27 protein-coding genes, 1 tRNA gene and 2 pseudogenes are annotated in these 23,938 nt (G+C 59.6%); 15 read left to right on the plus strand and 15 right to left on the minus strand.

All coding sequences use genetic code 11. The features are described 5' to 3' along the window. Positions 1–3: 3 nt before the first annotated feature. Positions 4–1,338 (minus strand): dicarboxylate/amino acid:cation symporter, encoded by a 1,335-nt coding sequence (locus tag Sj15T_RS11050; protein ID WP_013041063.1) that lies wholly within the window; start codon positions 1,336–1,338, stop codon positions 4–6. 128 nt (positions 1,339–1,466) lie between these two features. Here Sj15T_RS11050 and Sj15T_RS11055 point away from each other — a divergent pair. Further along, a tRNA-Val gene (locus Sj15T_RS11055) sits at positions 1,467–1,541 on the plus strand. A gap of 288 nt (positions 1,542–1,829) precedes the next feature. Here the strand turns inward: Sj15T_RS11055 and Sj15T_RS11060 are convergent. Beyond that, the gene (locus tag Sj15T_RS11060; RefSeq protein WP_065846227.1) at positions 1,830–2,072 is read right to left on the minus strand and encodes a hypothetical protein; all 243 of its coding nucleotides are present in this window, start codon (positions 2,070–2,072) and stop codon (positions 1,830–1,832) included. Between the two features lies 1 nt (position 2,073). Here Sj15T_RS11060 and Sj15T_RS11065 point away from each other — a divergent pair, with 1 nt between their 5' ends. The 3 genes from Sj15T_RS11065 (at position 2,074) to Sj15T_RS11075 (ending at position 3,826) form a co-directional block, all read left to right on the plus strand. Further along, a complete protein-coding gene (locus tag Sj15T_RS11065) occupies positions 2,074–3,111 on the plus strand; it encodes a site-specific integrase (protein WP_013041065.1) in 1,038 nt (345 codons plus the stop codon). Positions 3,112–3,260: 149 nt separating this feature from the next. Further along, on the plus strand, positions 3,261–3,458 hold the full coding sequence (locus Sj15T_RS11070) for a type II toxin-antitoxin system VapB family antitoxin (RefSeq protein WP_013041066.1): 198 nt from the start codon (positions 3,261–3,263) through the stop codon (positions 3,456–3,458). After that, positions 3,455–3,826 (plus strand): type II toxin-antitoxin system VapC family toxin, encoded by a 372-nt coding sequence (locus Sj15T_RS11075; protein WP_013041067.1) that lies wholly within the window; start codon positions 3,455–3,457, stop codon positions 3,824–3,826. Before Sj15T_RS11070 ends, Sj15T_RS11075 begins: the two co-directional genes overlap by 4 nt. A gap of 404 nt (positions 3,827–4,230) precedes the next feature. Here Sj15T_RS11075 and Sj15T_RS11080 read toward each other — a convergent pair whose 3' ends face one another. Further along, positions 4,231–6,084, minus strand: a complete 1,854-nt coding sequence (locus Sj15T_RS11080) for a HipA domain-containing protein (protein ID WP_013041068.1) — start codon at positions 6,082–6,084, stop codon at positions 4,231–4,233. A gap of 127 nt (positions 6,085–6,211) precedes the next feature. After that, positions 6,212–6,364, minus strand: coding sequence for an IS110 family transposase (locus tag Sj15T_RS11085; protein ID WP_139111437.1), 153 nt, complete (start codon positions 6,362–6,364; stop codon positions 6,212–6,214). Between the two features lie 332 nt (positions 6,365–6,696). Here Sj15T_RS11085 and Sj15T_RS11090 point away from each other — a divergent pair, with 332 nt between their 5' ends. Continuing rightward, positions 6,697–6,939, plus strand: a complete 243-nt coding sequence (locus Sj15T_RS11090) for a tyrosine-type recombinase/integrase (RefSeq protein WP_013041071.1) — start codon at positions 6,697–6,699, stop codon at positions 6,937–6,939. Positions 6,940–7,137: 198 nt separating this feature from the next. On the opposite strand, the gene Sj15T_RS11095 is transcribed toward Sj15T_RS11090, so the two are convergent. Both Sj15T_RS11095 and Sj15T_RS11100 read right to left on the minus strand, forming a co-directional pair. Then, entirely contained in the window at positions 7,138–7,536 is a 399-nt protein-coding gene (locus Sj15T_RS11095) for a type II toxin-antitoxin system death-on-curing family toxin (protein ID WP_041386061.1), read from the minus strand. Next, positions 7,526–7,660: a hypothetical protein gene (locus Sj15T_RS11100; RefSeq protein ID WP_013041073.1), complete on the minus strand. Its 135-nt coding sequence runs from the start codon at positions 7,658–7,660 to the stop codon at positions 7,526–7,528. The genes Sj15T_RS11095 and Sj15T_RS11100 overlap by 11 nt, the downstream gene beginning before the upstream one ends. A gap of 249 nt (positions 7,661–7,909) precedes the next feature. Here Sj15T_RS11100 and Sj15T_RS11105 point away from each other — a divergent pair, with 249 nt between their 5' ends. Then, on the plus strand, positions 7,910–8,341 hold the full coding sequence (locus tag Sj15T_RS11105; protein WP_013041074.1) for a tyrosine-type recombinase/integrase: 432 nt from the start codon (positions 7,910–7,912) through the stop codon (positions 8,339–8,341). Between the two features lie 216 nt (positions 8,342–8,557). Here Sj15T_RS11105 and Sj15T_RS11110 read toward each other — a convergent pair whose 3' ends face one another. Next, a complete protein-coding gene (locus tag Sj15T_RS11110) occupies positions 8,558–9,592 on the minus strand; it encodes an IS110 family transposase (protein ID WP_013041075.1) in 1,035 nt (344 codons plus the stop codon). Between the two features lie 110 nt (positions 9,593–9,702). Between Sj15T_RS11110 and Sj15T_RS11115 the strand changes: the two genes are divergently transcribed. The 3 genes from Sj15T_RS11115 (at position 9,703) to Sj15T_RS11125 (ending at position 11,940) form a co-directional block, all read left to right on the plus strand. Continuing rightward, positions 9,703–9,954, plus strand: a complete 252-nt coding sequence (locus Sj15T_RS11115; protein ID WP_148225565.1) for a hypothetical protein — start codon at positions 9,703–9,705, stop codon at positions 9,952–9,954. Positions 9,955–9,965: 11 nt separating this feature from the next. Next, a complete protein-coding gene (locus Sj15T_RS11120; RefSeq protein WP_013041078.1) occupies positions 9,966–11,078 on the plus strand; it encodes a Fic family protein in 1,113 nt (370 codons plus the stop codon). 295 nt (positions 11,079–11,373) lie between these two features. Continuing rightward, positions 11,374–11,940, plus strand: coding sequence for an HAD family hydrolase (locus tag Sj15T_RS11125; protein WP_148225566.1), 567 nt, complete (start codon positions 11,374–11,376; stop codon positions 11,938–11,940). 25 nt (positions 11,941–11,965) lie between these two features. Here the strand turns inward: Sj15T_RS11125 and Sj15T_RS11130 are convergent, their stop codons facing one another. Beyond that, the gene (locus tag Sj15T_RS11130) at positions 11,966–12,271 is read right to left on the minus strand and encodes a type II toxin-antitoxin system VapC family toxin (protein ID WP_013041080.1); all 306 of its coding nucleotides are present in this window, start codon (positions 12,269–12,271) and stop codon (positions 11,966–11,968) included. Positions 12,272–12,434: 163 nt separating this feature from the next. Here Sj15T_RS11130 and Sj15T_RS11135 point away from each other — a divergent pair. Further along, a pseudogene (locus Sj15T_RS11135) lies at positions 12,435–12,611 on the plus strand (IS21 family transposase); the annotation flags it as partial. Then, positions 12,611–12,842, plus strand: a pseudogene (locus Sj15T_RS11140) (IS21 family transposase); the annotation flags it as partial. The pseudogenes Sj15T_RS11135 and Sj15T_RS11140, both read left to right, overlap by 1 nt. Here Sj15T_RS11140 and Sj15T_RS11145 read toward each other — a convergent pair. Beyond that, positions 12,804–13,100 carry a hypothetical protein gene (locus Sj15T_RS11145; protein ID WP_148225567.1) on the minus strand — a complete coding sequence of 99 codons (297 nt, stop codon included), beginning with the start codon at positions 13,098–13,100 and terminating at the stop codon, positions 12,804–12,806. The pseudogene Sj15T_RS11140 and the gene Sj15T_RS11145 sit on opposite strands and share 39 nt — an antisense overlap. A 164-nt stretch (positions 13,101–13,264) precedes the next feature. Here Sj15T_RS11145 and Sj15T_RS11150 point away from each other — a divergent pair, with 164 nt between their 5' ends. From Sj15T_RS11150 to Sj15T_RS11165, 4 genes are read left to right on the plus strand one after another with little or no spacing between them, the layout of a single operon-like run. Next, entirely contained in the window at positions 13,265–14,284 is a 1,020-nt protein-coding gene (locus Sj15T_RS11150) for a glycosyltransferase family 2 protein (protein WP_013041083.1), read from the plus strand. Continuing rightward, the gene (locus Sj15T_RS11155) at positions 14,277–14,966 is read left to right on the plus strand and encodes a class I SAM-dependent methyltransferase (protein ID WP_013041084.1); all 690 of its coding nucleotides are present in this window, start codon (positions 14,277–14,279) and stop codon (positions 14,964–14,966) included. The genes Sj15T_RS11150 and Sj15T_RS11155 overlap by 8 nt, the downstream gene beginning before the upstream one ends. Before the next feature lie 16 nt (positions 14,967–14,982). Beyond that, positions 14,983–16,905, plus strand: coding sequence for a GtrA family protein (locus Sj15T_RS11160; RefSeq protein ID WP_013041085.1), 1,923 nt, complete (start codon positions 14,983–14,985; stop codon positions 16,903–16,905). Further along, entirely contained in the window at positions 16,902–18,461 is a 1,560-nt protein-coding gene (locus tag Sj15T_RS11165; protein WP_161601888.1) for a glycosyltransferase family 39 protein, read from the plus strand. The genes Sj15T_RS11160 and Sj15T_RS11165 overlap by 4 nt, the downstream gene beginning before the upstream one ends. Positions 18,462–18,638: 177 nt before the next feature. Here Sj15T_RS11165 and Sj15T_RS11170 read toward each other — a convergent pair whose 3' ends face one another. From Sj15T_RS11170 to trbJ, 6 genes are all read right to left on the minus strand, one after another. Beyond that, the gene (locus tag Sj15T_RS11170) at positions 18,639–18,866 is read right to left on the minus strand and encodes a DUF2274 domain-containing protein (RefSeq protein ID WP_013041087.1); all 228 of its coding nucleotides are present in this window, start codon (positions 18,864–18,866) and stop codon (positions 18,639–18,641) included. Positions 18,867–18,875: 9 nt separating this feature from the next. Then, positions 18,876–20,138: a TrbI/VirB10 family protein gene (locus Sj15T_RS11175; protein WP_013041088.1), complete on the minus strand. Its 1,263-nt coding sequence runs from the start codon at positions 20,136–20,138 to the stop codon at positions 18,876–18,878. Next, positions 20,135–20,992, minus strand: coding sequence for a P-type conjugative transfer protein TrbG (gene trbG, locus Sj15T_RS11180; RefSeq protein WP_013041089.1), 858 nt, complete (start codon positions 20,990–20,992; stop codon positions 20,135–20,137). Before trbG ends, Sj15T_RS11175 begins: the two co-directional genes overlap by 4 nt. Continuing rightward, a complete protein-coding gene (gene trbF / locus Sj15T_RS11185; RefSeq protein WP_013041090.1) occupies positions 20,989–21,765 on the minus strand; it encodes a conjugal transfer protein TrbF in 777 nt (258 codons plus the stop codon). The genes trbG and trbF overlap by 4 nt, the downstream gene beginning before the upstream one ends. A 1-nt stretch (position 21,766) precedes the next feature. Then, complete coding sequence (trbL, locus tag Sj15T_RS11190) at positions 21,767–23,062, minus strand: P-type conjugative transfer protein TrbL (protein ID WP_013041091.1); 1,296 nt, start codon at positions 23,060–23,062, stop codon at positions 21,767–21,769. A gap of 125 nt (positions 23,063–23,187) precedes the next feature. Next, positions 23,188–23,937, minus strand: coding sequence for a P-type conjugative transfer protein TrbJ (gene trbJ / locus Sj15T_RS11195; protein WP_013041092.1), 750 nt, complete (start codon positions 23,935–23,937; stop codon positions 23,188–23,190). Position 23,938 lies beyond the last annotated feature (1 nt).

Consider the following 23,938-nt stretch of genomic DNA (forward strand, 5'->3'; position numbering starts at 1 on the left):
GCGTCAGCCGGCGACGACCTCTTCCATATCGGGCGTCGGCGGCAGAGGCTGCCCGGCCATGGCGGCGGCGAACCGCTCCCGGTCCAGCCCCTTCTCCCATGCCGACACCACGACCGTCGCGACCGCGTTGCCGATGAAATTGGTGAGGCTGCGGCATTCGCTCATGAAGCGGTCGACGCCCAGGATCAGCGTCATGCCCGCCACCGGCACCGAAGGCACGATGGAAAGCGTCGCCGCAAGCGTGATGAACCCCGCCCCCGTCACGCCCGCCGCCCCCTTGCTGGAGAGCATGGCGACCAGCAGCAGCAACATCTGCTCCTCCAGGCTAAGGTGCACATTGGTCGCCTGCGCGATGAACAGCGCCGCCAGCGTCATATAGATATTGGTGCCGTCCAGGTTGAAGCTGTAGCCCGTCGGCACCACCAGCCCGACCACCGATTTGCGGCATCCGGCCCGCTCCATCTTCTCGATCAGGCTCGGCAGCGCCGCTTCGGAGGAGGATGTGCCGAGCACCAGCAACAGTTCCGCCCTCAGATAGCGGATCAGGTGCAGGATGTTGAACCCGGCCAGCCGCGCGACCAGCCCCAGCACCACCAGCACGAACAATATCGACGTCAGGTAGAATGTCGCCACCAGGCCGGCCAGATTGGCCAGCGCCCCCACCCCATATTTGCCGATGGTGAAGGCCATGGCGCCGAAAGCGCCCAGCGGCGCCGCCTTCATCAGGAAGGACACCAGCTTGAAGATCGCATGGCTGGCCGATTCGAGCACCGTCATCAGCGGATCGGCCCTTTCGCCGATCATGGTGAGGGCGATGCCGAACAGGATCGCGACGAACAGCACCTGCAGGATATTGTGCCCGTCCGCCACGGCCGAAACCAGCGTGCCGGGAATGATGTCCAGCAGGAATCCGGTCAGCGTCCGGTCATGCGCCTGCTGCTGATATTGGGCGACCTTGCCCACATCCAGCGTGGCGGGATCGATATTCAGTCCCGCGCCCGGATGGACGACATTAGCGACGATCAACCCGACGATCAGCGCCAGGGTGGAAAATGTCAGGAAATAGGCAAAGGCCTTGGCCGCGACCCGGCCGATCGCGCCCAGCTCCTTCATCCCCGCCACGCCGGTCACGATGGTGAGGAAGATGACCGGCGCGATGATCATCTTGACCAGCTTGATGAAGGCCTCTCCCAGAGGCTGGAGCGCGACGCCGGTTTCGGGAAAAAAATGCCCGATCGCCACGCCCGCGGCGATGGCGATCAGCACCTGGACATAGAGCTGGCGATAGAATGGCAGGCGCACGATGGGCTGGTCAGACGGCGTTGGCGATGGCAGCATGGTGTTTGGCGTCCCCTTTTCGCGCCGCAACATATGGCTTGGCGGGCTGCTGTCCAGAAGAATAGCGGCACGGCTCAATTTCCCGCTTGCGCTGCCTCCCCCCCCCCGCTATTGGCCCACTCCACCGTGGGCGTGTAGCTCAGTGGTAGAGCACTGTGTTGACATCGCAGGGGTCGCAAGTTCAATCCTTGCCACGCCCACCATCGAAAACCCCGTCAAATCAACGGTTTGGCGGGGTTTTTGTTTGCCTGCAGGCCGACGCAGGTCGAACCTGGCCGCCGCCATTTTCGGCAAATTTTGGGCAAATCTCCCCCTTCTTTTGGCAAATTCTGGGCGTGCGGATGCTGGGCCAGCGCAGCCAATTCCCGAGTCGCGGACACGGTTCAAACCCCGCCAGACGAAGGCGGTCGACAATCATTCGGCGGCGGCGAACAAAGCCAAAAGGAAAGCTTCGCTGAAGCCGGCAAAGCTGGGCCGACGGGGTACACCGGTCAGCGGCCAGCGCGCCGATGCCAAGCGAAAAGCCTCCCGTTCGCTGAGAGCTCGGGCACCGCCGCAAGGTCGCGGACCAATTGCTTGCTGTCTCGCGACACTCCGCCCTGGTTCGCCGTGAAGCTCACGCCGATCTGGGCGACGGAATGCGCCCGACCTTCATAAAACATGACGCGCCGCTTGTTCACGCTTGCAGAAAAATCTGCCCGGTACAGGCCGCGATCAAATAGAAAGGAAACCAAGATGCTCTCCATCCGTACCCGTGGGAAGCACGGCATCTATTACATCCGGGGCTCAGTCGGACTCGGTAAGAAAAAGATCATCGTCAAGGAATTCAGCACAGGAACGAGCGACCGCGATGCTGCGGCGCACCTGATGGCGGAACATGAAACGAAGCTGCGGCACCGGCTGATGTTCGGTCCGGCCGCTCTCGTCGCGCAGGGAACCATCGCCCAGGCCTTCGATAGCTATCTGACGAAGGCAAAGCCCCCATGTGCGTCCGACGTCCTGCGCATCGGCAAGCTCAATGGCCTCATCGGCGACTTCAGCCTGCGCGAACCCAAGCAAGCGTGGGAGCATTTTCGCCGCGCCTACCTGACCGGCCATGATCCGGCGGGCCAGGATCGCTATCGCTCCGTGTTCCAGGCTGCGATCAATGTCTATCATGAGTTGCACGACCTCCCGCCTCTGCGGATCAAGGCGATCCCCTTCAACAATGAACGGGTGCGCTTCCTCAGCAAGGAGGATCGCGACCGGTTGATCGCGGCCTACTCACCGCACATACAGCCGATCATCACCCTGCTCGCCTTCCATGGCCCACGCATCCAGACTGCATTGCAGTTGCCGTGGGGCGTGAACGGCGTCGATATGAAGGAGGGTTCGATCCGACTCAATCACACCAAGAATGCGATCATCCGATCCGTGCCGATGCATCCACGTGTCATGGACGTGCTGCGCCCGATCTGGGAAAAGCAAGGTCAGCCGACGACGGGGCATGTGTTCCTCAACCGGTTCGGCAAACCCTATCAGGACACGCGCAAGGCGAAGATCCCCGGCGGCAACCCCATCAAGAACCAGCACGCCACCGCGTGCAAGCGCGCAGGGGTAGAGGATTTCACCGTCCATGACTGGCGCCACCACTGGGCGTCCCACTGCGTCATGGCGGGCATCGACCTCATCACCATCATGAACATGGGCGGCTGGAAATCGCTGCGGATGGTCCAGCGCTATTCCAGCGTCAGCGTCGATCACATGCGCGAGTCCATCAACAGGCTAAGCTGAGGTGGGGTCGTCTGGACCAAGGCGAGATTGGGGCACGCCGCGCGGTCTGCTCCATTTTCGCGCGAAAATAATAACCCCAAACGATCAACGAAGCCACTGGAAATAGCACCATTTGATGCTATATTTCGTGCCTGAAAAGGAGCAGTTTTATGCGGACTACAGTCGCTCTCGATGATGAACTTGTCGCGAAGGCACAGGCTTTCACCGGCCTGACCGAAAAATCGTCACTCGTTCGCGAAGCGCTGAAAGCCCTCATAGAAAGGGAGAGCTCAGCGCGGCTTGTCCGCCTTGGTGGCACTGAGCCTCATGGTGAAGCCGCGCCACGCCGACGCCCCGATCCTGTATGATCTTGGTCGACACTTCGGTCTGGATTGATCATTTGCGTCATGATGATCCCGTCCTTTCCCAATCGCTCAGCAAACGGCAGGTTCTCTCCCATCCTTTCATCATCGGGGAGTTGGCACTGGGCAGTCTTCGGCAAAGAGACCTCATTCTCGAAGCGCTACGTGGATTGCCTTCAGTTATTGTCGCCCACGACGAGGAAGTTCATGCCTTTATAGACCTTCATAGGCTCTTCGGTATTGGCATCGGCTACATCGATGCACACCTGCTGGCAGCAACCCTTCTAACGCCTGACGTGCAATTCTGGACACGTGACAAGCGGTTGCGGGCCGCGGCCTTGCGTCTGGGCGTGGATGCGAATCTGGATCACTAGCCTCGGCGGCTTAATCTCCGGCACCGGCTTGGGCGGAATCCAGTTGAGCCGCGCGGTGCCTTTTAGGCGCTGGCTGAACACCATATTCTTCAAACAGTCTGAAAATCTGGTATCAGCTGCAAAGCCAAACTGGCGGGCGATGAAATCGGCAAGCAAAGCATCCGGCGTGTGCTCTGGTAGACCGTTCAGGGCGTAATAATCTTCAATCCGCCGCCTCGCCGACCGCCAGATGGAAGGGCAAGAAGCCAGTGTGTGTCTGGTGAGGCTATCCTGCGGAGATTGGCACTCTTTATCTCCGCGCAAAATGCGGAGAATATGGCGACATACATAACCGCTGGCCCCAGTTGTGCTGGAAATGGGATCAGCTCGCCGCGGTCAAGGCACTGTCCCGATAGGCCTGCTCGCTAACCCGCATCGCCGGCAAGCGTGGTACAGCGCTCGCCGGTAAGGGCCAATACTTGGCCTTGGACTGTAATTGCGGCCTCGGCCTCCGCCGCAAAAGCCGGTAGCCGGACGGTTTCGACGGCCTGTGCGAGGCTGCCCGTCAATTCGGCAATCGCCGCCTCCGCATCGCTTTGAGGCAGGCCGATCGTGCGCGCCAGCGTCATGAAATCTCGGCGCGTCAGCCGATCATCCTTGCCGTTGAGCTTGAGCGCCATGCGGTCGTCGGCAAGACCCGGGAATACCCGCGTCGTGACGGCATCATAAAGCGGAGCGAAACGAACCGAGGTAAATGCCTTGGCATCCGGTTCGGCGATTTTGAGCAGCGCGAGGTTTTTGAGGTGCATGTCGCCATCGGCAATCAGCCAGGCGAAGACCGCGCGGCGGAAGAGGATGTCGAGATCGGCCGCAGGGTCGGTCGACAGCGGCCGCAGTCCGCGCGCCATCCGCTCTATCGTCCCATCATATTTGGCCGAAGCGGGAAGATCCAGGATCGAACAGAAATCCTCAAGCGCGATCCGCCTTTGATCGCCCGGTCCCTGGCGGATGTCAAACCGCTCCACGACGAGCGCTGGGGCGATGCCCTCGGGCATCGCCGTCAGGGCGACGTCAGGCGCCGCGAAGCCGGCCGCTCGGCCAAGCGCAAGGCAGAGCCATTCCACGATCGGCAGCATCTCGAAGCCAGCGGTGCCTGCCGGCTTGAGGATATGGGTGAATGGCAGATCGATGGCCGGGAGCAGTGCACCATCGGGCGCCAGGTGCATGGGTGCCTTGATCTGGACACCCGACAGGCGCGGCGTTTCCGCGCGAGCGAATATGCGCGCGAGGTTCTGCTCGAAGCCCTCCTCGATCGCGCCGCGCGCCGGGCCATCATAGCGGCCGGTGAAGCGGCCTGCGTCGATAAAGCCTTTCAGCCTCGTCGTGAGAATGTCCGCCGGCAGTGCCTCCAGCTCGTCGCGGGCCTCGACCACGGTGATGTTCGACATATATCGCCTGCCACGCTTCAAAGCCTCGCGCTCGTCGCGTTCGTGAAGCACTTGGGCGAGCCAGCCTTCCGGTAAGAGAGATTCGACAAATGCCGGGAGTTTCCCGGGTGTTGTCTCCCGGACGAGCGCCGGTTCTGAACGCCGGGCCGGCTTCCAGCGCCATTCAAAGCCGTCATGAGTCAGGCGGCCGAGCGGCTCACCGTGCCAGACGATCACCAGATCCAACGCCGCCTTGTTGACGGGTGCTTCGGATATGCTCGGCTGCGCCAAGAGGAAGCGTTCAGCACCTTCGCCTTCGCGATACCAGCCATTTCCCCGCGCCAGCGCCCAGACTGCATCGGCGGCACTCTTGGGCGTACCATACTCTTCCACGAGGCGCGCGGCCATCTGCACGCGCATCTCGGCAGTAATGGCGCTGGCATGTTCGCTGCGCAGGCGAAAGGCTTCCAAAAAGCGCTGCCGGGGTGAGGATGCGTCGATGCGCAACTCGCCCAGATCGTCACCCACTACCGCTGACGCGGTCGAAGGATGCGGCGGCGCTTCGTTCTGGACGATCTCCAGGCTGCGCAGCCTCGTGCGCTGGTTGCGCCTGCCGCTGATAAAGAGCCGGCCGTCGGGTGTCGGCGCAAGCAGCACTGCGCTTGCCGACGACAGATAGGCATGGGGATAGAGATAATGAGCGATGCGGATCGCATGGTTCATTATGGCGGCGTCTGCATCGACATTTTGATCGACATATACGCCCCGCATGAGCTGGACGAAATCGCCGGCTTGCGCGCGCTGGTGCGCGCGCTTGGCATCGATCGTCTCCCCAACCAGATGGATCGTCATATGATTATCTCGCATGTCAGATGCGAGATAATCCCACCGATCGATACAATGGGCAAGAATTATATCGCGTCTAAAATGCGCGTTAATTCCGAAGGTCGGACTGAAACGCTCCGATGAGCACCTAGCATCAGCGGGCTTCAAGCGGGTTTGCCGTCAAACCCGTGCCGCCATGCTCAAAACTGCGTTCGCCAACCTTGGAGCCATCGGCATCCGTCAATCGAACCTGGCGCGCCTGCGATGCCCAGTCGACACCCACAAACCATCGTCTTTCCTGATCCATAGCTGTTACTCTCTTCCAGTCGGAGCCAGCCGCGATCTTCGCCTTTCCCTGTATTGGCGTTCACGGCGCTTACTCCCTACGGGACGTCATCGAGGCCACACACCGGGGCACAGGTCCCCCCAGGTGCTCGAGGCGCAGGGGGCGAATGGTAGCTCCCGGTAGGCTGGCCCATCCGCAGCTTACAGCTTGACGGGCCTCAACGAGATACAGGGGGGGACGCGGCGCGCCCGTCTTTGCTGCGCCATCGGACCTTGTATCTTGGAGAAACGGCGATCAGCCGACAAGGGAATGTTTTCCTCCATCGGTTCGGCCAACCCTCTCAGGACACCCGCTTGGCGAAGATTCCCGGCGGCAATCCGATCAAGAACGAGCGCGCCACCGCCTGCAAGTGCGCCGAAATAGAGGATTTCACCGTCCATGACTGGCGTCATCACTGGGCATCCCACTGCGTCATGGCAGGGATCGACCTCATCACTATCATGAACATGGGCGGCTGGAAATCGCTGCGCATGGTCCAGCGCTATTCCAGCGTCAGCGTGGAGCATATGCGGGAGTCGATCAACAAGCTGAATTGAAGCCGGTGGGCAGAACCAGAGGTTTTTGGGGGCGTTCCCGGAGAATGGCCGCATTGCCAAGGTTGGATCGAGGGTCGAATTGCTTCGCTCGCTCCAATTTCCAGCGAAATCAAGAAGCACGGCAATAAAATAGTGTTCCTGCGCGAAACCATTGTCCCATCGCTTCGACAAGCGGCGCCAGCGGTGTCGACGCTTCGGTCAGCCCAAGCAGACGATCCAGGGCGCGATGTCTTCCGCGAACTCTTCCTCGCTGATCGAACCATCGATCAGTCCTTCGACCATCCGACCCGCAAGCGTGTCATCGTTCATGGCGATTGTGAAGCCGTTGAGTTCGAGGAAAACGCCCATGCCAGCAAAGGCCGCGCGCTTGTTGCCGTCATTGAAGCCATGATTCTTCGCTATCGCGTAGCAAAGCCGCACGGCGAGTGTCAGCAGATCATCGACATCGTCATAATGAAAGAGATTGCGAGGATTACTCAGGGCGCTTTCGACTAGGTTCCGGTCCTTGACCCCCGGCACGCCGCGAAAGCGCTCTATTTGAATGCCATGAACTGTTAGAAGGCGCTCGTAGGAGAGCCACAAGGGCTCAACGGGCAAGGTATTCGAGAGTCTTCTTGTAGCGGTCGCTGAAATCACGAACAGCCTGCTCGAACTCGGCGTCGGTCACCTCGCGAGGTCGCGCCTTCAACGGAGCGCGACGGGTTTTTTGCACTGATTGCATATCGAGCTCCTTTCTCTCTGCTTTGGGGTTTCTACGGCAATTAATATGGGTATATTGACGCGACGGTCAACAAACCATTTAAAAAACTCGGCCGAAATGCGCAGCAAAATTCGCAAATCGCTAAAAAGCCGTGTGTTTGCTGCTGCGATTCGCCAAATAATGGGCCTACGCCTTTACCATCCTGCTCGCCTTCCAGGGTCCAACGCATTCAGACCGCGTTGCAGTTGCCGTGCGCGTGGACAGCTTGATATGCAGGAAGGATCGATCCGGCTCGATCACACCAAGAATGCGATCATCCGGTACGTGCCGATGCATCCACATGTCATGGAGGTTCTGCGCCCGATCTGGGACAAGCGGGGCCAGCCGACAAAGGAGCCTGTTTTCCTCAACCGGTTCGGTAAACCCTATCAGGACACGCGCAAAGCGAAGCTCCCCGGCGGCAATCCGATCAAGAACCAGTACGCCACCGCCTGCAAGCGCGCGGGGATAGAGGATTTCACTGTCCATGATTCGCGCCACCACTGGGCGTCCCACTGCGTGATGGCGGGCATCGACCTCATCACCATCATGCACATGGGCGGCTGGAAATCGCTACGCATGGTCCAGCGCTATTCCAGCGTCAGCGTGGATCATATGCGAGCGGCAACGTATGGCCCGCCCCGTCTGCAAGCAGGAAATTGAGGTGGCAACCGATCAGTCTGCTCTAACGTATCCGGTCTCATGGGTAGGCCCATGGCCAAGATGGATATCCGCGCACCGAGAGCCACAATAATCAACACGGTTTCGTGAACCATTGCCACTGCAGGGCTTTCTCAATGCCGATCGACTGTCAGGCCATCTTTCCTTCCTTCTCGCAAACATCAGAGGCTACGTATCAATGACGCATAGCCGATCCCCTTATAAAGCCGTTGCAAGATAGGCGGCATCAAACCGCCTGCCTTTACTCAGGAGAGCCCAAGCGACGCGGGCCATTTTGTTGGCCAGCGCCACCACAGCCACATTGCGGTGCACGCCTTTTGCGAGCATGCCCTGGAGCCATCGTCCCACGGCCGTATCGCTGCGGGAGAGCGAAGGCAGGGCAGCTCGGGCACCATGGATAAGCAACGTGCGCAGATACACATTGCCGCGCTTTGTTATACCCAGCAGCCTCGCTTGTCCGCCGGTCGTATGCTGTCGCGGTACAAGGCCCAGCCATGCACTCAAATCGCGACCTCGGCGGAAGCTACTGGCGTCACCGACCGCTGCGACCAGCGCTGTTGCGTTCAGCACACCGATGCCAGGGATGCCAGTAAGACGGCGCATGGCATCGTCATCGCGCGCTAGCCTGACAAATTCGCCGTTCAGCGCCTCGATCTTTCCGTCGAGAACCTTCCACTCAGCATGCAAATCATGGATCAGTTGGAAAATGCGGTCGGACATGCTGCCATCCGATTCTGCCAGCAGCGCCGCCACGGCCCGTTCCAGTCGCCACCGGCCTTGGGCGAATATGAGTCCCCGCTCCAGCAATATCGCCCGCAATTGGTTGATCAACGTCGTGCGTTCCGCAACCAGCCGCGAGCGAACTCGATGCAGGGTTTGAATATCAAGTTGCTCCTGCGTCTTCAGATCGACGAAACGCATCGTTGGCCGTGACGCTGCTTCCGCGATGCCCTCTGCATCCCGATCATCGTTTTTCTGCGCCTTGATATAGGGCCGAACATATTCCGGAGACATCAGACGCACCTCATGCCCCTGACCAACCAGCAGACGTCCAATATGATGGGCGCCACAGCATGCCTCCATCGCAACGATGCATGACGGAAACTGAGCTATGAAATCAATCAGCTTGGGACGCCGCATCGAGCGCCGCAAAATGACCTCACCCGCCATGTCCACGCCAACAACGCTGCAAAAATTCTTGCCCAGATCTACGCCTAGAATATGTACAGACATCGGTCCGTTCCTTTCCTCTTCAGCACCGACATCATATCCGATGTCAGGGAAAAGGGGCGGGCCATCCCATAATCAACAAGCTGGACTGAAGCAGCGGTCTGGCGTGCAATGTGGAGCAGGCAACGAAGACCGGCTCCACATATTTTTCTGAAACCGGCCAAAACATCGGCCAAAAGAACAACTCCCAAGCCTGGAGGCCAAGAGAAAGAGCCAATTTCTTTGATACCAAGAGCGGTCAGATGATTGCTGAACAGCCTGATGAAAGCCCCATCCTGCGGAGATTGGCATTCTTTATCTCCGCGCAAAATGCGGAGATAAAATCTTTCACGTGCGGAAAAAGCATGTCATATTATCCGCATTAGGTGCGGAGAATATGGCGACATACATTTATCAACGGCACGGCTGGCCCCAGTTCCACTGGATACAAGATGAGCTTGTCGATCAGCTCGCCGCTGTCAGCCGCCATCAGGGACGGCTGATTGGTCGGATGGAAGCGCTCGGGCTGCATCTGCGAGCTGAAGCGGTGTTAGAAACGCTCACCGAGGAAGTCACCAAGTCGAGCGACATCGAGGGCGAGACGCTCGACCGCGAGCAGGTTCGCTCGTCGCTCGCCCGGCGACTCGGTATAGATGCCGCCGGCCTCAAGGCACCCGACCGGCACGTCGAAGGCGTTGTCGAGATGATGCTCGACGCCACGCAGAACTACGCGGCGGCGCTGACAGCTGAACGCCTATTTGGCTGGCATGCTGCGCTGCTCCCTACTGGACGCAGCGGTATGAGCCGCATTGTTGTCGGCACCTGGCGCACCGAAGATTCAGGTCAGATGCAGGTCATCTCCGGTCCCTTCGGTAAGGAAAAGGTGCATTACGAGGCGCCGGCCTTCGACCGGCTCGACGGCGAGATGGCCGTCTTCCTCGAGTGGTTTGAGAATGGACCGGCGATCGATCCCGTGTTGAAGGCCGCGATCGCGCATTTGTGGTTCGTCACCATCCACCCGTTCGACGACGGCAACGGCCGCATTGCACGTGCCATTGCCGACATGGCGCTGGCGCGGTCGGAAAACAGTCCGCAACGCTTTTACAGCATGTCGGCCCAGATCAGGACTGAGCGCAAAGCCTATTACGATATCCTGGAAAAGACTCAGAAGGGCGACATGGACATCACCGGCTGGCTGCGCTGGTTCCTGGCTTGCCTCGACCATGCTTTCGACGGCGCGGAAGTCGTCTTGGAGAACGTCATCAGGAAGGCGCGCTTCTGGGAGGCGCTTGCCAGCGAAAAGCTGAACCACCGCCAGCAGGCGATGCTCAATCGCTTGCTCGATGGCTTCGAAGGAAAGCTCACCTCCTCCAAATGGGCGGTCATCATGAAGACTTCACAGGATACTGCCTCACGCGACATCAATGATCTGATTGCGCGCAACATCCTGCGGAAGGACAAAGCTGGCGGACGCAGTACCTGCTATTCGCTAGCCGAAATCGCAGCATGACCCGTTCGAGCGAAAATGAAGCAGAAGAGGCAGCGATACGGGGATTTCTATAAATCATGATTTGCGTGATTTGTGATTTATAGAAGTATGGCTATCAATCACGGATCTGGTCGCAGCCGCCTTGCGGTGATGCCGACAGCCCGTCATCCGACCGTTGAGAGATAGGCCAACGGCGCGCGTTGCGCAGCCTCGCTCTCCATCCGGCCTGCCCGATAGAGCGTCAAGTCTTTATTCTTAAACCGCAATCGGCTACGCAACTTCGATGGATAGGAAAGCGCCCGACGTCGACAGGCCCTTGCTCATCCTTGATCTGGATGAAACACTGATCCATGCACGGGAGGAAGAGCTGGATCGGGCGGCGGACTTCCAAATCTTCGGCTACCATGTCTATCGACGGCCATATCTCGCCGATTTCCTCAGAAGCGTTCGGGCGGATTTCGACCTCGCTGTCTGGTCGTCCGCCTCTGACGACTATGTCGCCGCCGTCGTCGGCCATATTTTCGGCGTCGACTGTCCTCTGCGTTTCGTATGGGGCAGGAGCCGTGCGACGTTGATGCGGCTCGTCCGCGATGAATATGGCTACGCCTATGATCCCTGGGACCACCGCCGTTATCTGAAACCACTCAAGAAGGTAAAGCGGATGGGATGGCGTCTGGAGCGGATGCTGATCATCGACGATACACCAGAGAAATGCGTCAGGAACTATGGGAATGCGATCTACCCGCTTCCCTTCGAGGGCGACCAGGCCGATGCTGAACTCTTGTCGTTAGCGGCCTATCTCTCGACGCTCAAGGACGAACCAGACATGCGCCGGATTGAAAAGCGGCGCTGGCGCGAGTTGATGGCCGCCTCTGAGGATTAAGAAGGCTGGGTTGGTGCCCTGTCCGTTAGAACTTGCGGATCGGACCCGGATATTGACCGACAAGGCTGTCGGCAGTGAGCAAGACGATCCCTTCGACCATCGACTGAGCGATCAGCAGCCGGTCAAAGGGATTCTTGTGAATGGGCGGCAGCCCGTCGATCGCGACGGCATGTTCGCTAGCCACAGGCAGTTCGCCATAGCCATTGTCCAGTAGCCCGCGCCGCAACAGCCGCGCGACGACGACGAAATACTCCCACCCCAATGCGCTCTTGATCGCGACCTCCCCCGGTCTGGCGCTGCCGGCGCTGGTCGCGGCGCACGACGATGCCAAGGCGGCAGCGCTTCCTTGAGTTCTTCACGGTGACGATCCGCGATCCGCATAGCCCGGAGCCGGATCAGCAGGTGGCGATTGCGCCCTTTCTGGGGGGGCGTTTCTGGTGGTTGCGGCCGGTCAGGTACTCAGAGGCATAACTTCGCAAGAGGGGATGCCGCAGATGCCGGGTCGCCGCGTCAACGATCATCAGATGAGGCTCTACATGGAGCTCCGACAGACCCTCGCCGTGCCGGTGGCGGCCGCCAAGGCCGGCATCAGCCCGGCGACGGTATATCGCATCGAGGGAGATCCTCGGCTTCCATCTCAAAGACAGGGGCAGCGAGAGCGACGGCGCCCTTCATCGACGAGGTCGTCAGCCGCAAGAACCGGCGCAATGGCCCGCGCATCGACGCCGAGCGTGCGGTATTGCAACCGCTACCCGGCGCCCGCACCAGCGATTATGGAGACGATCGTTACGGTCACCTCGAGCAGCAGCTTCACCCTTGGCAAGGTGTTCTTCACCGTGCCGTCACGGCTGATCGGACACAGGCTACGGGTCCGGCTTTACGATGACCGGCTCGATATCTTCAGTCGACCATCGCGCTGGATCATCTTCGCGCAGCAGGACGTAACGACTCCAATCCGGGAACAGCGCCGAATGCTCGAACTGGGCGCGTATCACTGAAAGATGCGCGAGTTCATCGACCTTTACAGGAAAAGCAATGATGAGGGCGGAGCCGAATAGGATCGCAAAATAGGTCGTGATTACGATCCACACGGGCAATGCGGGATTGAGGCGGTTAACCCCATTCTTCGGTACTGCGGAAAAAGAATAGAGAGCCAGCATCCTATCGCCCAATAAGTCATTTCATTACGACCGGTTACCGGCGTTCGGTTGATATTCCGTTGCCACCCTGGCCGATCCTTGCACCTCGTTGGTTACCGAACATTCTTTACGATTTGTAAATTTGGCGTTGTTATGGGAAATTCCGATAAGGGGCGGGAAACGGCATGGATCAGCAATATCGTGATAAAGTTCCGGCGATTTCCGTCGTCGTGCCCTGCTTCAACGAGGAAGAGAGCCTGACGGTGCTGGTCGACCGAGTTTCGACGGTCTGCCATGACATCGCATCCGGCGATTACGAAATCGTCTTGGTCAATGATGGCTCCCGTGACAGCACTTGGGCGGTCATTGCCGAGCTGACCGAAAAATTCCCTCAGGTTGTTGGTGTAAATCTCGCCCGCAATTACGGTCATCAAATTGCGCTCAGCGCCGGTCTCCACATTTGCCAGGGAGAAACCGTGATGGTCATGGACGCGGATCTGCAGGACCCTCCCGAGTTGCTGTCCGCCTTGCTTGCAAAGATGGACGAGGGTTACGACGTCGTCTACGGCCAGCGCGTGAAACGCGCTGGCGAAACGATGTTCAAAAGAGCCTCGGCGAAACTCTTCTATCGGCTGTTCGATCAAATGGTCGACGTATCTGTACCAAGCGACACAGGCGATTTTCGCATCATGAGCCGCCGCGTCGTTGACCATCTGAATGCCATGCCGGAACGGTATCGGTTTGTGCGCGGCATGGTCAGCTGGATTGGTTTCCGGCAGGTGGCGCTGCCCTATGAGCGGGACGCGCGCTTTGCCGGGGAAAGCCATTATCCTCTTAGGAAAATGATCTCCTTCGCGCTTGATGCGATAACGAGTTTCTCGACGCTGCCGCTGCGCATGGCAGCACATCTTGGACTGGTTGCCGGACTACTGGGCATGCTCATGCTAGGCTGGGTTTTGATATCCTATGCCATGGGCGACACGCTGACGGGCTGGGCGAGCATCGCCAGCATCATCCTGATCCTTGGCAGCATTCAGTTGCTGATGCTGGGCATATTCGGTGAATATCTGGGCCGCATGTATTTGGAGTCTAAACGCCGACCGCTATTCATCGTACAGGAAGTGCGGGCGAAACCAACCCTATCGACAGACAGAAATCATACACGTCAGACACCCGTGAAGATCAAGCGAGCCATGCATGGCTGAGGCGGAGTTTGATATAGTCGCGTCCGATTATGCCGCGCAGCATGCCCGTTCCATCCGCTTCAGCGGGGAGGATGTCGGCTATTTCGCGGAGTATAAGGTCGCCGATGCGCGACGCATGGCCGAGCGGGAGGGGCTCACCGTCAACCGGGTCCTTGATTTTGGCGCTGGCGTCGGCAATTCGCTCAAGCCCTTGCGGCAAGCCTTTCCAGATGCGCATATCAGCTGCCTCGATGTCTCGGAACGGTCGCTGGACTTATGCCGTGAACAATTGTCCGACCGGATCAGCTTCCATGCCTATGATGGCCTGCATATGCCCGCCGCCATGGGGTCGTTCGACTTCGTCTTCACCGCTTGCGTCTTCCACCATATCCCAGAAGAGTTGCATGTAGCCTTGCTGGAGCAGATCCGTCGGCATCTGTCTCCCGGCGGCGTGTTCATGCTGTTCGAGCATAATCCCTGGAATCCACTCACTCGCTACGCAGTCGCCAATTGCCCGTTCGATGAAAATGCGGTGCTGATTAGCGCGCCTGAGATGAGACGGCGGTTGGTTAGGGCCGGATTTAATCATGTAAACACGAATTACCGAATTTTCTTCCCAGGTCCGCTTGCGGCGCTCCGACCGCTGGAACGTTCGTTGGCATGGTTGCCGATCGGCGCACAATATTCGCTGACGGCGTCCTGAGCACGGCCAGCCAACAATGACGATCATCAAATTTGGCCTGGTAGGGCTGGTCAACACCGCTCTTGGCTTTTCGATTATTTTGTCGGCTCTGGCCCTCGGCTTCGGCGACTATGCAGCCAGTGCCTTGGGCTATGGGCTCGGCTTCATCCTTTCGTATGTAGCGAATCGCCGTTGGACCTTCGCCGTGCGCGAACCGATGTCGGCCGCCGAACTGGCGCGTTTCGGAGTCGTGACGGCGCTAGCCTATGCCACAAACCTCTTGGTCGTCAGCGCCTTCCGCTTAGCAGGATGGATCGACCAACCTTTCGTGCACCTGGCCGGCGTGACGCTCTACTCCGCGTCATTTTATCTCCTTTCACGCCTACTGGTATTTGGGGACGACGCCGTCGAACGCGGCAAGTGGGTCGTCGACGTCTCCATGCGCGGTCTGCCGGAGATCGCATTATGCGTGACGGTCGTCGTTACGCTGATCTTGCTGCACGACATTCCGATCACACACGATGTGGTCTGGCAATTCTGGATCGCGCGCCAGATGATGAATGGCGCAATGCTATACCGGGACATATGGGAGATCAATCCGCCGCTCTGGTTCTGGTCGGCCGTGCCTATCCATCTTGCCGCGCAATGGCTTCATGTGCAGCCGCTCAGGCTGCTGGTAACTGCGATTGTGGGCGCCGGCGGAATGTCAGCACTTCTCGTGGGGCATCTGACAAGTCCTCCAACGCCGATGACGCGTTTGGTGACGATGCTGCTCGCCTATTGGCTTATGGTGGTCACGCCGCTCTACGACTTCGGCCAGCGCGAACAACTCTCCCTGATCTGCGCCCTGCCCTACGCCGCCTTAATCGCCCGTCGATCGCTGGGAAGTGTGGTTCCCGCCGCCTTGGCTCTGCCGGTGGGAATGGCCGCAGCCTACGGCTTTGCGCTGAAGCACTATTATGTCGTTATTCCGGTCATGCTCGAGGTTTGGCTGCTCGTCCGCGTTCGCGGGGAATGGCGAGCGGTGCGACCGGAAACCATCGCATTAGCGACTGCCGCACTGGTTTACGGAATTGCGGTCCTCCTTTTCGCACCTAGGTTCTTCACGGATGCAGTGCCAATGGTCCGGACGGCTTACCATGGTTTTGAGAACTCTTGGCACATGATGTTGGCGAGACCTTGGGTCGTGATCTGGATCTCAATCATAGCGTTCTTTCTGACTTATGGCGGTGCTTTCGGCAAAAGAGCCAAACCGCTGGCCTCCACCTTGCTGATCGTAGCAGCCGGGTTTGCCATTGCCTATTTTGTTCAGCGAAAAGGATGGCTTTACCATAGTGTGCCGGTTACGGGCGCCGCCGCCCTTGCAATGGGCGTACGGTTGACGACGGCGGATATGCGACGCCTGATTCCAATCAGCATCGGACTGACAATGCTGGCGTTGCCCATCTTGTTGCCGTACAAAACCGGGCCATATCTCAACTTCTTTCGCGCCGAAATCGATCCGGTTCTCGCTGATACGCCGAAAGGCAGCTCGGTTTTCATCGCAGCAGCAGATCCGATGTGGGGATGGCCCACCGTTGAGGATCATGGTCTTGCCTGGCCGTCGCGCCTCTATGCCTATTGGATGATTCCGGCAATCGCCCATGCCGAGGTGATCGGTCCGAATCCGCTGCCATTGCAGAAAATGGCAGAGCAGGTGCGGACCGAAGCTGCCATGGAGGTTCGCTGCTCTTCACCGGCGTTGATCCTGTTCGAACGGCGCCGCAACTATATATATCAGCCCCCGTCATTCGATGTGCGTAGGTTCTTCCTGCGCAGTGCGGCCATCCGTTCCTATCTGGCACAGCATTATCGCGAAGTGCAGCCCACCCCCTCCCTTCATGTCTATCGTCGGATCACTCCTCCTGATCCGGCACCTCGCGGGTCAGAATGCCCGACGTTTGTCCAGGCGGCCTCATGATCTCCTCACTCAGCATTGATCCGGCCTCGCGCGACGGACGTTCCAAATCCTTCATTCAACTAATGGAGCGCCATGCCGGGTTGCTGGTAATGATCGCAACTGCCCTGCTGTGCCTGCCTTTCACGCGATCGATCTGGTTGCTCGCAGATGAAGGAATATGGCTCCACGCCGCCCAGCGCATGATTGGCGGACAAGCACTATATCGTGACTTTTTCGAATTCCACCCGCCGCTGGGTTTTCTCATCACGGCTGGCTGGTTGTCTCTTTTCGGGCAGACGCTGTTGGCAGCCCGGTTGCTCATGGTCCTGGTGATCGCGCTGATCGCCGGGTTTGGTTATAGCTGCTGCCGAATGGTGTCGAACCGGCCCGGTCTGTCCGCCACGTTGGTGCTGGCGTGGTCGGTGTCGGTTCCTGGGCCGTGGATGCAGGTCAACCATCATTGGTTCACCAGCCTGTTTTCCATGCTGACCCTTTGGGCGATCCTAAGAGCCGAGGGAAAACCGGTTCGTCTGACCGTAGCGGGGTTGGCCGCGTGTGCGGCCACGCTGGTAACCACACACCGGGGTGGAATGATCGCTTTGGCCGGGCTGCTGTCGATCCTGTCGACCCGATCGGTGAGATCGCTGGCGGTTTACATCTCGAGTGGTTTGACGCTCGCGGTGTTGGCGCTGGCCTATCTTTGGTCGCAGGGGACAATGCTGGCGGCCTTCGATCAGGTCATCCTTTATGCCCTGAACCACTATTCGAACATTCAGGCCCTGCCATACGGCGCCTTCATGGATGTGCAGATGATCTTCGGGGTGCTCGCTTTCCCGCTCGCCGCCGCATTGTTATTGCTTTTGATGTTGCGGAAGGGGGCAGCCTACTTACATCAGCAGCCTTGGCCCACTCTCCTGCTGTTCGCCATTACAGGGTTCGGAGGATGTTTCCCTCGTCCTGACGCTGTGCATATCACTTTCTGCGCAGTACTGGTCCTCCCGCTGCTGGCTGCCGTTCTGGGACAGTTGTTGCCGTATGGAAAAAGCATGCTGCTGTGGCGAACGATAGGTTTTATTGCGATCTTCATGCCTCTGCCATCACTGACCGTCGCGGCAGTACGCAGCGTCAGCGCGCCACGAGTGGAAACACGGGCGGGCCTGTATGGCGTGGTGACCGGCGACGGTATCCTCCCGCTGCTGAAACGGTTGCAGACACTCCCTCCCGGTGACACTGTGTTCTTCTATCCTGCCGATCCCCTATTGCCTTTCCTGACTGGGCATCATCACGCCGCACGTCTTGACATGCTGCTGCCGCAATATTCGACACCGGCACAATATCAGGAGACTTGCCGACAGTTGATGCAGGGCGCACAATGGGTCGTATCGCATGTGGATATCACTCGGCCGGATTTCTATCGTACTGTGTTCCCGGCAATGACGGACCCTTCTCCACACGAGAAAATAGCCTTCGAAGTCGCCCTCGACAAAGCTTTCTTGCGAAATGGCACTTATGGCGGCTTTCAGGTCATGCGAAGGGCGGCAGCTGATGTCGCGCTATGCAAGGACATCGCGGGCTAATTTCGCTGAGCGATCATCCAAGGCATTCTCGCGGGAAACCTCATCTTGTTTGTTCTCGCCCCGCTATTTGGGTGATAAAATGCGTCGCCGGAGTTCTTCCTCCACAAGGCGCGAAGGTAGCTGGCTACCAACATGCGTGCGGTCCGCCTGCAAGGGATTTGACGGCAATTGTGCGTTTCAGCCGGACTTGAACCCATTCCTGCGCTTGGCACCAAACAATCGATCGCTTTCAAGAAAGGCCTCCAGCATCGCCGGTATCAATTCCGTGATGGGCTCCTCCCTGCCGTAAGTCTGGCTATATAAAGCCGCATATTCGATAATTGCCTGATGGAGGTGTGGGAGAATCGAAATTGTGAACTTCACGGGCTTCCGATCAGGAATACGCGGCAGTTTGAGATCAGCCATACGCTGCTCCTATTCTTTCCATGGCGGCAGGACGAGATCACGATGGACCAGCAATCGTACCGGCGTTCCCGGACGAATGATGATCGTCGGCTGCACCTGCAGATTACGCGAAATGATCTGATCGCCCGCCCGGGACACATTCTGCTGGGCCGCCTCGCGAACAGCCCGCACCAGATCGCTCTCACCGGAAATGGAGAGATTGGCGCCAACACCCAGCAAGGTCGATATCGCCACGCCCTGCAGCAATTGCAGGCTATGATGATCGACCTTGTCCGCCAGCCCCGCATAGCCGGATGTGTCGGTCGCCGGCGCATTGTCCAGCCGGATTGCACTGCCGTCGGGCATGATGATACGCTGCCAGATGACCAGGGCGCGGTTCTGCCCATAGCTGATGGCGCTACCGTAGCGGCCGATCAGCCGCGCTCCCTGGGGAATGAGCAAGGTTTGACCGCTTGGACTGTCGTAAACACGTTCCGAGACCTGGGCAGTCACAAGGCCGGGCAGGTCGGATCGCAGGCCAGTGATCAGACTTGCGGCAATCACACTACCGGCTGACACTATGTTTGGCGACATGGGCGGCTCCAGACTGTGCAAATTGACGTCGCCCTCTGTCTGAGACGACATCATGAAACGCTGCTTCCTCGCCTGCCCGTTTGGATCGAGATCCTGATCGGGCGCCGACGCCTCTGGCACGTTTGCTGCCGGCGTAACCTGCGGCTGCGCCACGAGTTGGGCGCTGGCTGCTTCTCCAGCCTTTTGCGCGGTGATCACCAGCAAGGAAGATTGCCGGGCAGCTTCTAGATCGGCAGCGGCTTTTTCGCGGGCGGCAGCCGCAGCTCTTGCATCAGCGTCATCGGGCCGTACACCAGCCAAATCACCCTCTTCCCGTTGCCGCTTCAGGATCGGGCGTCCCAGATCGCCGGGCAATGGCGGTCCCAACTGTGGCACTGCATCATAGCTTTTGGGCAATCCTGCCAACTGATCCGATGGCAGGCGCGAGGCCTCGGCCTCATTCACCGACATGCCGATGGCCATAGGTCGGCGTGGCGCCAGCGCCCACCACATCGTGACCGCCATTCCAATGGAAAAAATGGCGGCACCGCCTACCAGAATATTGCGCCTGAATCTCAGCGCTTTTACCGGTTGTGCCCGCATTTGCAGCGCGGCAGGATTTTCCTTTGGCCGGACTTCTTCCGTCGGTGGGTGAGCAGCGCTCTCTCCCAACCGTTCGTCGCTCGGCGGGATCGCTGTCGGCGCCTCCGATCCGCTCATGACGCCCTCCGTCGGCGAGATGCGCCAGTCCGTGTGATCCTCACAACCTGCTGCTTTCTGGTGCCAAAGCGGAGTTCAGCCTGATCGAAGATCCGGTCGACGATGTAGAAGCGGTCCCTGAGCCGATAATTGACGAGCTGCGCCTCCCCCTTGCCGTCGACCAGAAAGAGTGGCGGCGCATCGCCAACAACGATCGACGCTGGAAATTCGATATAGGTCTGGCGACCGTCATCAAAAGCGCGGAGCGGACGCCACGTCGGCGTATCGCCCGAAATTGCATAATTGAAATGCAGCTGCTCGACCTGAATGCCTGCGGCGATGGGTTCAGCGGCACGGGCAGCGTCATTCGCGCGGCGCAGCGCCAGCAGGGCATCTTCAGGATAGCTCCACGAAATCCCGGTAAGCGCGGTGCGTCCGGTGCTGACCAGCGCGAGATGATAGGCACGGCGATCGGTCATAATCAGAAGATTGGTCGACAGGCCCGTCAGGCTGGGCTTGACCAATATATGAGTCCGCTTGGTCGCTCCGTTGCCGCTGGACGTATCGCCTATGACCCAGCGAACCGTATCCCCGCTCGCGACGGAGACGAGCATTTCCCCCTGCTCCAGCGCGATGTCCGTTATACGTTCGGGCGCGGTGATCAGCTTGTAGATCGTCCCCGCCGAATAAGGGTAAATCTGTACCGCATTCAGGAATGCATCTGTTTTGGGGCCCAAGGTGGCATGGCGATTGGCGAGTTCGACATTTGCCAGGCCGCGATTCTGCGCCTGCGCCGACCTGTTTCTCCCATCAGCGATGGCGGGCGATGCGATCATAGCCAGCATGGCGAACGAAATGGTTGATTTATGGATCATGGCTGCGCCTCCATCCTGTCGGCCGATGGGTTGGAAATGGCTGTTGCCGCCGCTGTCCGGGACGGGGCCGATGGTAGCTGGGTGGCGTCGCCCTCGATCTCCCGGCTCCAGTCAATCGCATCAACATAGATGCCGAGCGGATTACGGCGGAGATCATCGGCGGTTCGCGGAACCTTGGTGACGATGGTCAATATCGCCGTCCAGCGCGACGAGCCAGCCTGACTTCCCCGCTCATATTCGCTCTCGGTCCATTTCACCTGAAAGGACCTGTTCGACGCGCGCAGGACGCTCGTCACCTGCACCGAAGCCGTCTGTTCGCCGATCCGGGCGAAGGGTTGCCGCACCCGCGCATATTCCCCGAGGAAAATGGCGCCCCGTTCGCTGGCAAAATCATAAGCCTGCAACCAGTTCCGGCGCATCAGCACAGGATCGAGCGACACGCCGCGCACATTCTCTATGAAGCGCGCCAGCTGATAGGCGATTTGCGGATCGGTCGGCTGATAATCCGCCTCGGCCTGCGACACCGCCCTCGCCTCACCCAGTCGATCCACCTCTACGACATAGGGCACAACGCGGCTTTGCAGCGATTGCCAGATCAGGCCTGATGCCATCGCGCTTGACAAGGCCAACGTACCGAAAGCCATTAATCGCCAGTTCCGCGCCTGCACGCGCGCGCTTCCGATCCGCTCTTCCCAGAGCTGGCCCGCTCGCTGGTACGGCGTTTCGGGCGCGGGAGTCTGCCCATAACGCTGGACTGCTCGTCGAAAGATCATCTCAGTCGTCCTTTTCGTGAATGTCGGGGGTAACGGCCGCGCCGCCGCGATCGCCTTCCTTCAATGTCTGCGCGGCAAGGTGACGGTGATGGCGCCCATCCTGCCGGCGTTGCATCGCCTGCGCCCAGTCCGGTACATCGCCCTGCTTTGCTCCGGCTGATTTTGCACCGCCCGTGCCCAGCGCCGACCAGGCCACCTCCCGTCCACGCTCGGCGGCGTCGGCGATACCCAGGCTGCTTGCAGCCTTGTTGCGGACGGCATGTCCGGCTGCCGTGGCGACACCACTCAGTCCGGTGGCCATGCCCGACGAGCCGGAAGTCTCCTGGCCTAGCTTGTAGGCTGCCTGCGCCGCCGTCCCCATCATGGTGCCGACCCGGATCGCGGATAGTGCGCCACCGGCAAGCGCTCGGCCGCCACCGATCGCGGCGGCACCGCCTAGAACCGCGACCCCGGCGGCACCAGCCGCGCTGCCAACGGCGGCGCCCGCTCCCAATTGCGGCGCTCCGGCGGCAAGGCCCGACGCCATGGCAGGCGCAAAGATGCCAAGGCCGAACAGGGCCAGAGCCGCCAGCACCAGGCTCATGGCGGCGCCGATGTCGGGTTCCTGCCCCTTGAGGGCATCTACCATCTGCGAAAAGAAGCTGGAGCCGATCCCGACAATCACGCCCAGCACCATGACTTTGATTCCGGAACTCACGACATGACCCAGCACGCGTTCAGCGAGGAAGCTCGTGCGGTTCCAGAGCGCGAAGGGAATGAGAATGAAACCCGCCAGCGACACGAGCTTGAACTCGATCACGGTGACGAACATCTGCACGGCAAGGATGAAGAAGGCGAGAATGACGATCACCCAGGCGAACAGCAATATGGCGATCGTCAGGAAATTGTCGAAGAAGCTGGTGAACCCCATCAGATCGGACGCCTGGTCGAGCAGCGGCCACGCCGCCTCGAAACCGGCTCCGGCCAACCTTCCGGGCTTCAGCAGATCCTCCGCCGGGATGCTGCCCCCACCCGCCGTCAGCCCGGCCGCGGCAAAGGAACGGAAGATGATTTCGGAAAGAGAGGAGAAGCTGTTGATGATGAAGGCAAAGGCGCCAACGAAGAGGATTTTCTTCAGGAACCGCCCGATCACATCATGCTCGCCGCCCATCGCCCAGAAAAGCCCTGCGAGGGTCATGTCGATGCCAATCAGCGTGGCCGTCAAGAACCGCACATCGCCGCCCAGCAGGCCGAAGCCGCTGTCGATATAGGCGATGAAGGCCGCGAGAAATTGGTCGATGACATTGAGATCATTCATGAGACAGGGTCCTCATGGGTTTGCTGTCGCGGAGCCCCGCTGCGAGAGGGGCTGTTGATGAGCGAGGCTCCGCGACGAGGCAGCGTCCGGCCGTGGGGGAGCGGCGGGACCGGCGCTGCCTCATCTCAATTCCGGTTATAGGCGGTGCCGGACCCAAGAAATTGCCTGGTCGCCGCCCGCGCATCGGCTTCCGCCTGGATCCGGCGCGCCTCTTCGACCGCCTGCGCGCGGAAATGCGCGGCCATCATATTCTGGATCTGAAGCTGCTGCTTGGTGGCCAATGCCAGCAACTGGTTGGTCGCCTGGGCCGCCTGCAATGCGCCCTCGGCGCCCTGGCTTTTCCCGACCAGCGTTTCGATGGCATCGGCGTCCTGGGCAACATTGCCCACCACCTGCGACTGGATGCGCATGGACTGCTGATACGCATCCTTGGCAGCGTCGAAACGTTCCCGCTCGGATGCCAGGCGTTCGTCGCTGCGCATCGCAGCGTCGTAATTGTCGGGAAACAACCGCTTGAACTGGCTGTCGAGCGTGTCGATCCGAAAGTCGATGCCCTGGGCAGCCGCCATCAACTGGTCGACGGCGCGCAATTTATTCGTCAGCTCGGTGAGTTCGGGAAAGCTGATGCGGCTCAGATTCTTCGCCATGCTGGTCAGCATCGACGCTTCATTCTGCAGCGACTGGATCTGCTGGTTGATCTGCTGGAGCGCTCGGGCAGCGGTCAGCAGGTTCTGCGCATAATTGGCGCTGTCGAATACGGGGATGGCATAAGCGGGCCCGCTCTGGAGGAACAGACCACCGCCGATCGCACCGGCCCCGCCCAATGCGAGGGCAGAAGCCACCAGATATTTGCGGAGTGGAATGCGCGCTTTCATC

Origin of the sequence: Sphingobium sp. TA15 (assembly GCF_037101235.1) — a bacterium.
Classification (GTDB): domain Bacteria; phylum Pseudomonadota; class Alphaproteobacteria; order Sphingomonadales; family Sphingomonadaceae; genus Sphingobium; species Sphingobium indicum.

Bases quoted from the DNA above. Each gene is read 5' to 3' on its own strand.
- Sj15T_RS11150 (WP_013041083.1), top strand. From the start codon at position 13,265: ATGGATCAGCAATATCGTGATAAAGTTCCGGCGATTTCCGTCGTCGTG.
- Sj15T_RS11050 (WP_013041063.1), bottom strand. From the start codon at position 1,338: ATGCTGCCATCGCCAACGCCGTCTGACCAGCCCATCGTGCGCCTGCCA.
- Sj15T_RS11075 (WP_013041067.1), top strand. From the start codon at position 3,455: ATGATCTTGGTCGACACTTCGGTCTGGATTGATCATTTGCGTCATGAT.
- Sj15T_RS11070 (WP_013041066.1), top strand. From the start codon at position 3,261: ATGCGGACTACAGTCGCTCTCGATGATGAACTTGTCGCGAAGGCACAG.
- Sj15T_RS11080 (WP_013041068.1), bottom strand. From the start codon at position 6,084: ATGACGATCCATCTGGTTGGGGAGACGATCGATGCCAAGCGCGCGCAC.
- Sj15T_RS11105 (WP_013041074.1), top strand. From the start codon at position 7,910: ATGCAGGAAGGATCGATCCGGCTCGATCACACCAAGAATGCGATCATC.
- trbJ (WP_013041092.1), bottom strand. From the start codon at position 23,937: ATGAAAGCGCGCATTCCACTCCGCAAATATCTGGTGGCTTCTGCCCTC.
- trbL (WP_013041091.1), bottom strand. From the start codon at position 23,062: ATGAATGATCTCAATGTCATCGACCAATTTCTCGCGGCCTTCATCGCC.
- Sj15T_RS11170 (WP_013041087.1), bottom strand. From the start codon at position 18,866: ATGGCTGATCTCAAACTGCCGCGTATTCCTGATCGGAAGCCCGTGAAG.
- trbG (WP_013041089.1), bottom strand. From the start codon at position 20,992: ATGATCCATAAATCAACCATTTCGTTCGCCATGCTGGCTATGATCGCA.
- Sj15T_RS11160 (WP_013041085.1), top strand. From the start codon at position 14,983: ATGACGATCATCAAATTTGGCCTGGTAGGGCTGGTCAACACCGCTCTT.
- Sj15T_RS11065 (WP_013041065.1), top strand. From the start codon at position 2,074: ATGCTCTCCATCCGTACCCGTGGGAAGCACGGCATCTATTACATCCGG.
- Sj15T_RS11110 (WP_013041075.1), bottom strand. From the start codon at position 9,592: ATGTCTGTACATATTCTAGGCGTAGATCTGGGCAAGAATTTTTGCAGC.
- Sj15T_RS11155 (WP_013041084.1), top strand. From the start codon at position 14,277: ATGGCTGAGGCGGAGTTTGATATAGTCGCGTCCGATTATGCCGCGCAG.
- Sj15T_RS11100 (WP_013041073.1), bottom strand. From the start codon at position 7,660: ATGCAATCAGTGCAAAAAACCCGTCGCGCTCCGTTGAAGGCGCGACCT.
- Sj15T_RS11085 (WP_139111437.1), bottom strand. From the start codon at position 6,364: ATGGATCAGGAAAGACGATGGTTTGTGGGTGTCGACTGGGCATCGCAG.
- Sj15T_RS11175 (WP_013041088.1), bottom strand. From the start codon at position 20,138: ATGAGCGGATCGGAGGCGCCGACAGCGATCCCGCCGAGCGACGAACGG.
- Sj15T_RS11145 (WP_148225567.1), bottom strand. From the start codon at position 13,100: ATGCTGGCTCTCTATTCTTTTTCCGCAGTACCGAAGAATGGGGTTAAC.
- trbF (WP_013041090.1), bottom strand. From the start codon at position 21,765: ATGATCTTTCGACGAGCAGTCCAGCGTTATGGGCAGACTCCCGCGCCC.
- Sj15T_RS11120 (WP_013041078.1), top strand. From the start codon at position 9,966: ATGGCGACATACATTTATCAACGGCACGGCTGGCCCCAGTTCCACTGG.
- Sj15T_RS11165 (WP_161601888.1), top strand. From the start codon at position 16,902: ATGATCTCCTCACTCAGCATTGATCCGGCCTCGCGCGACGGACGTTCC.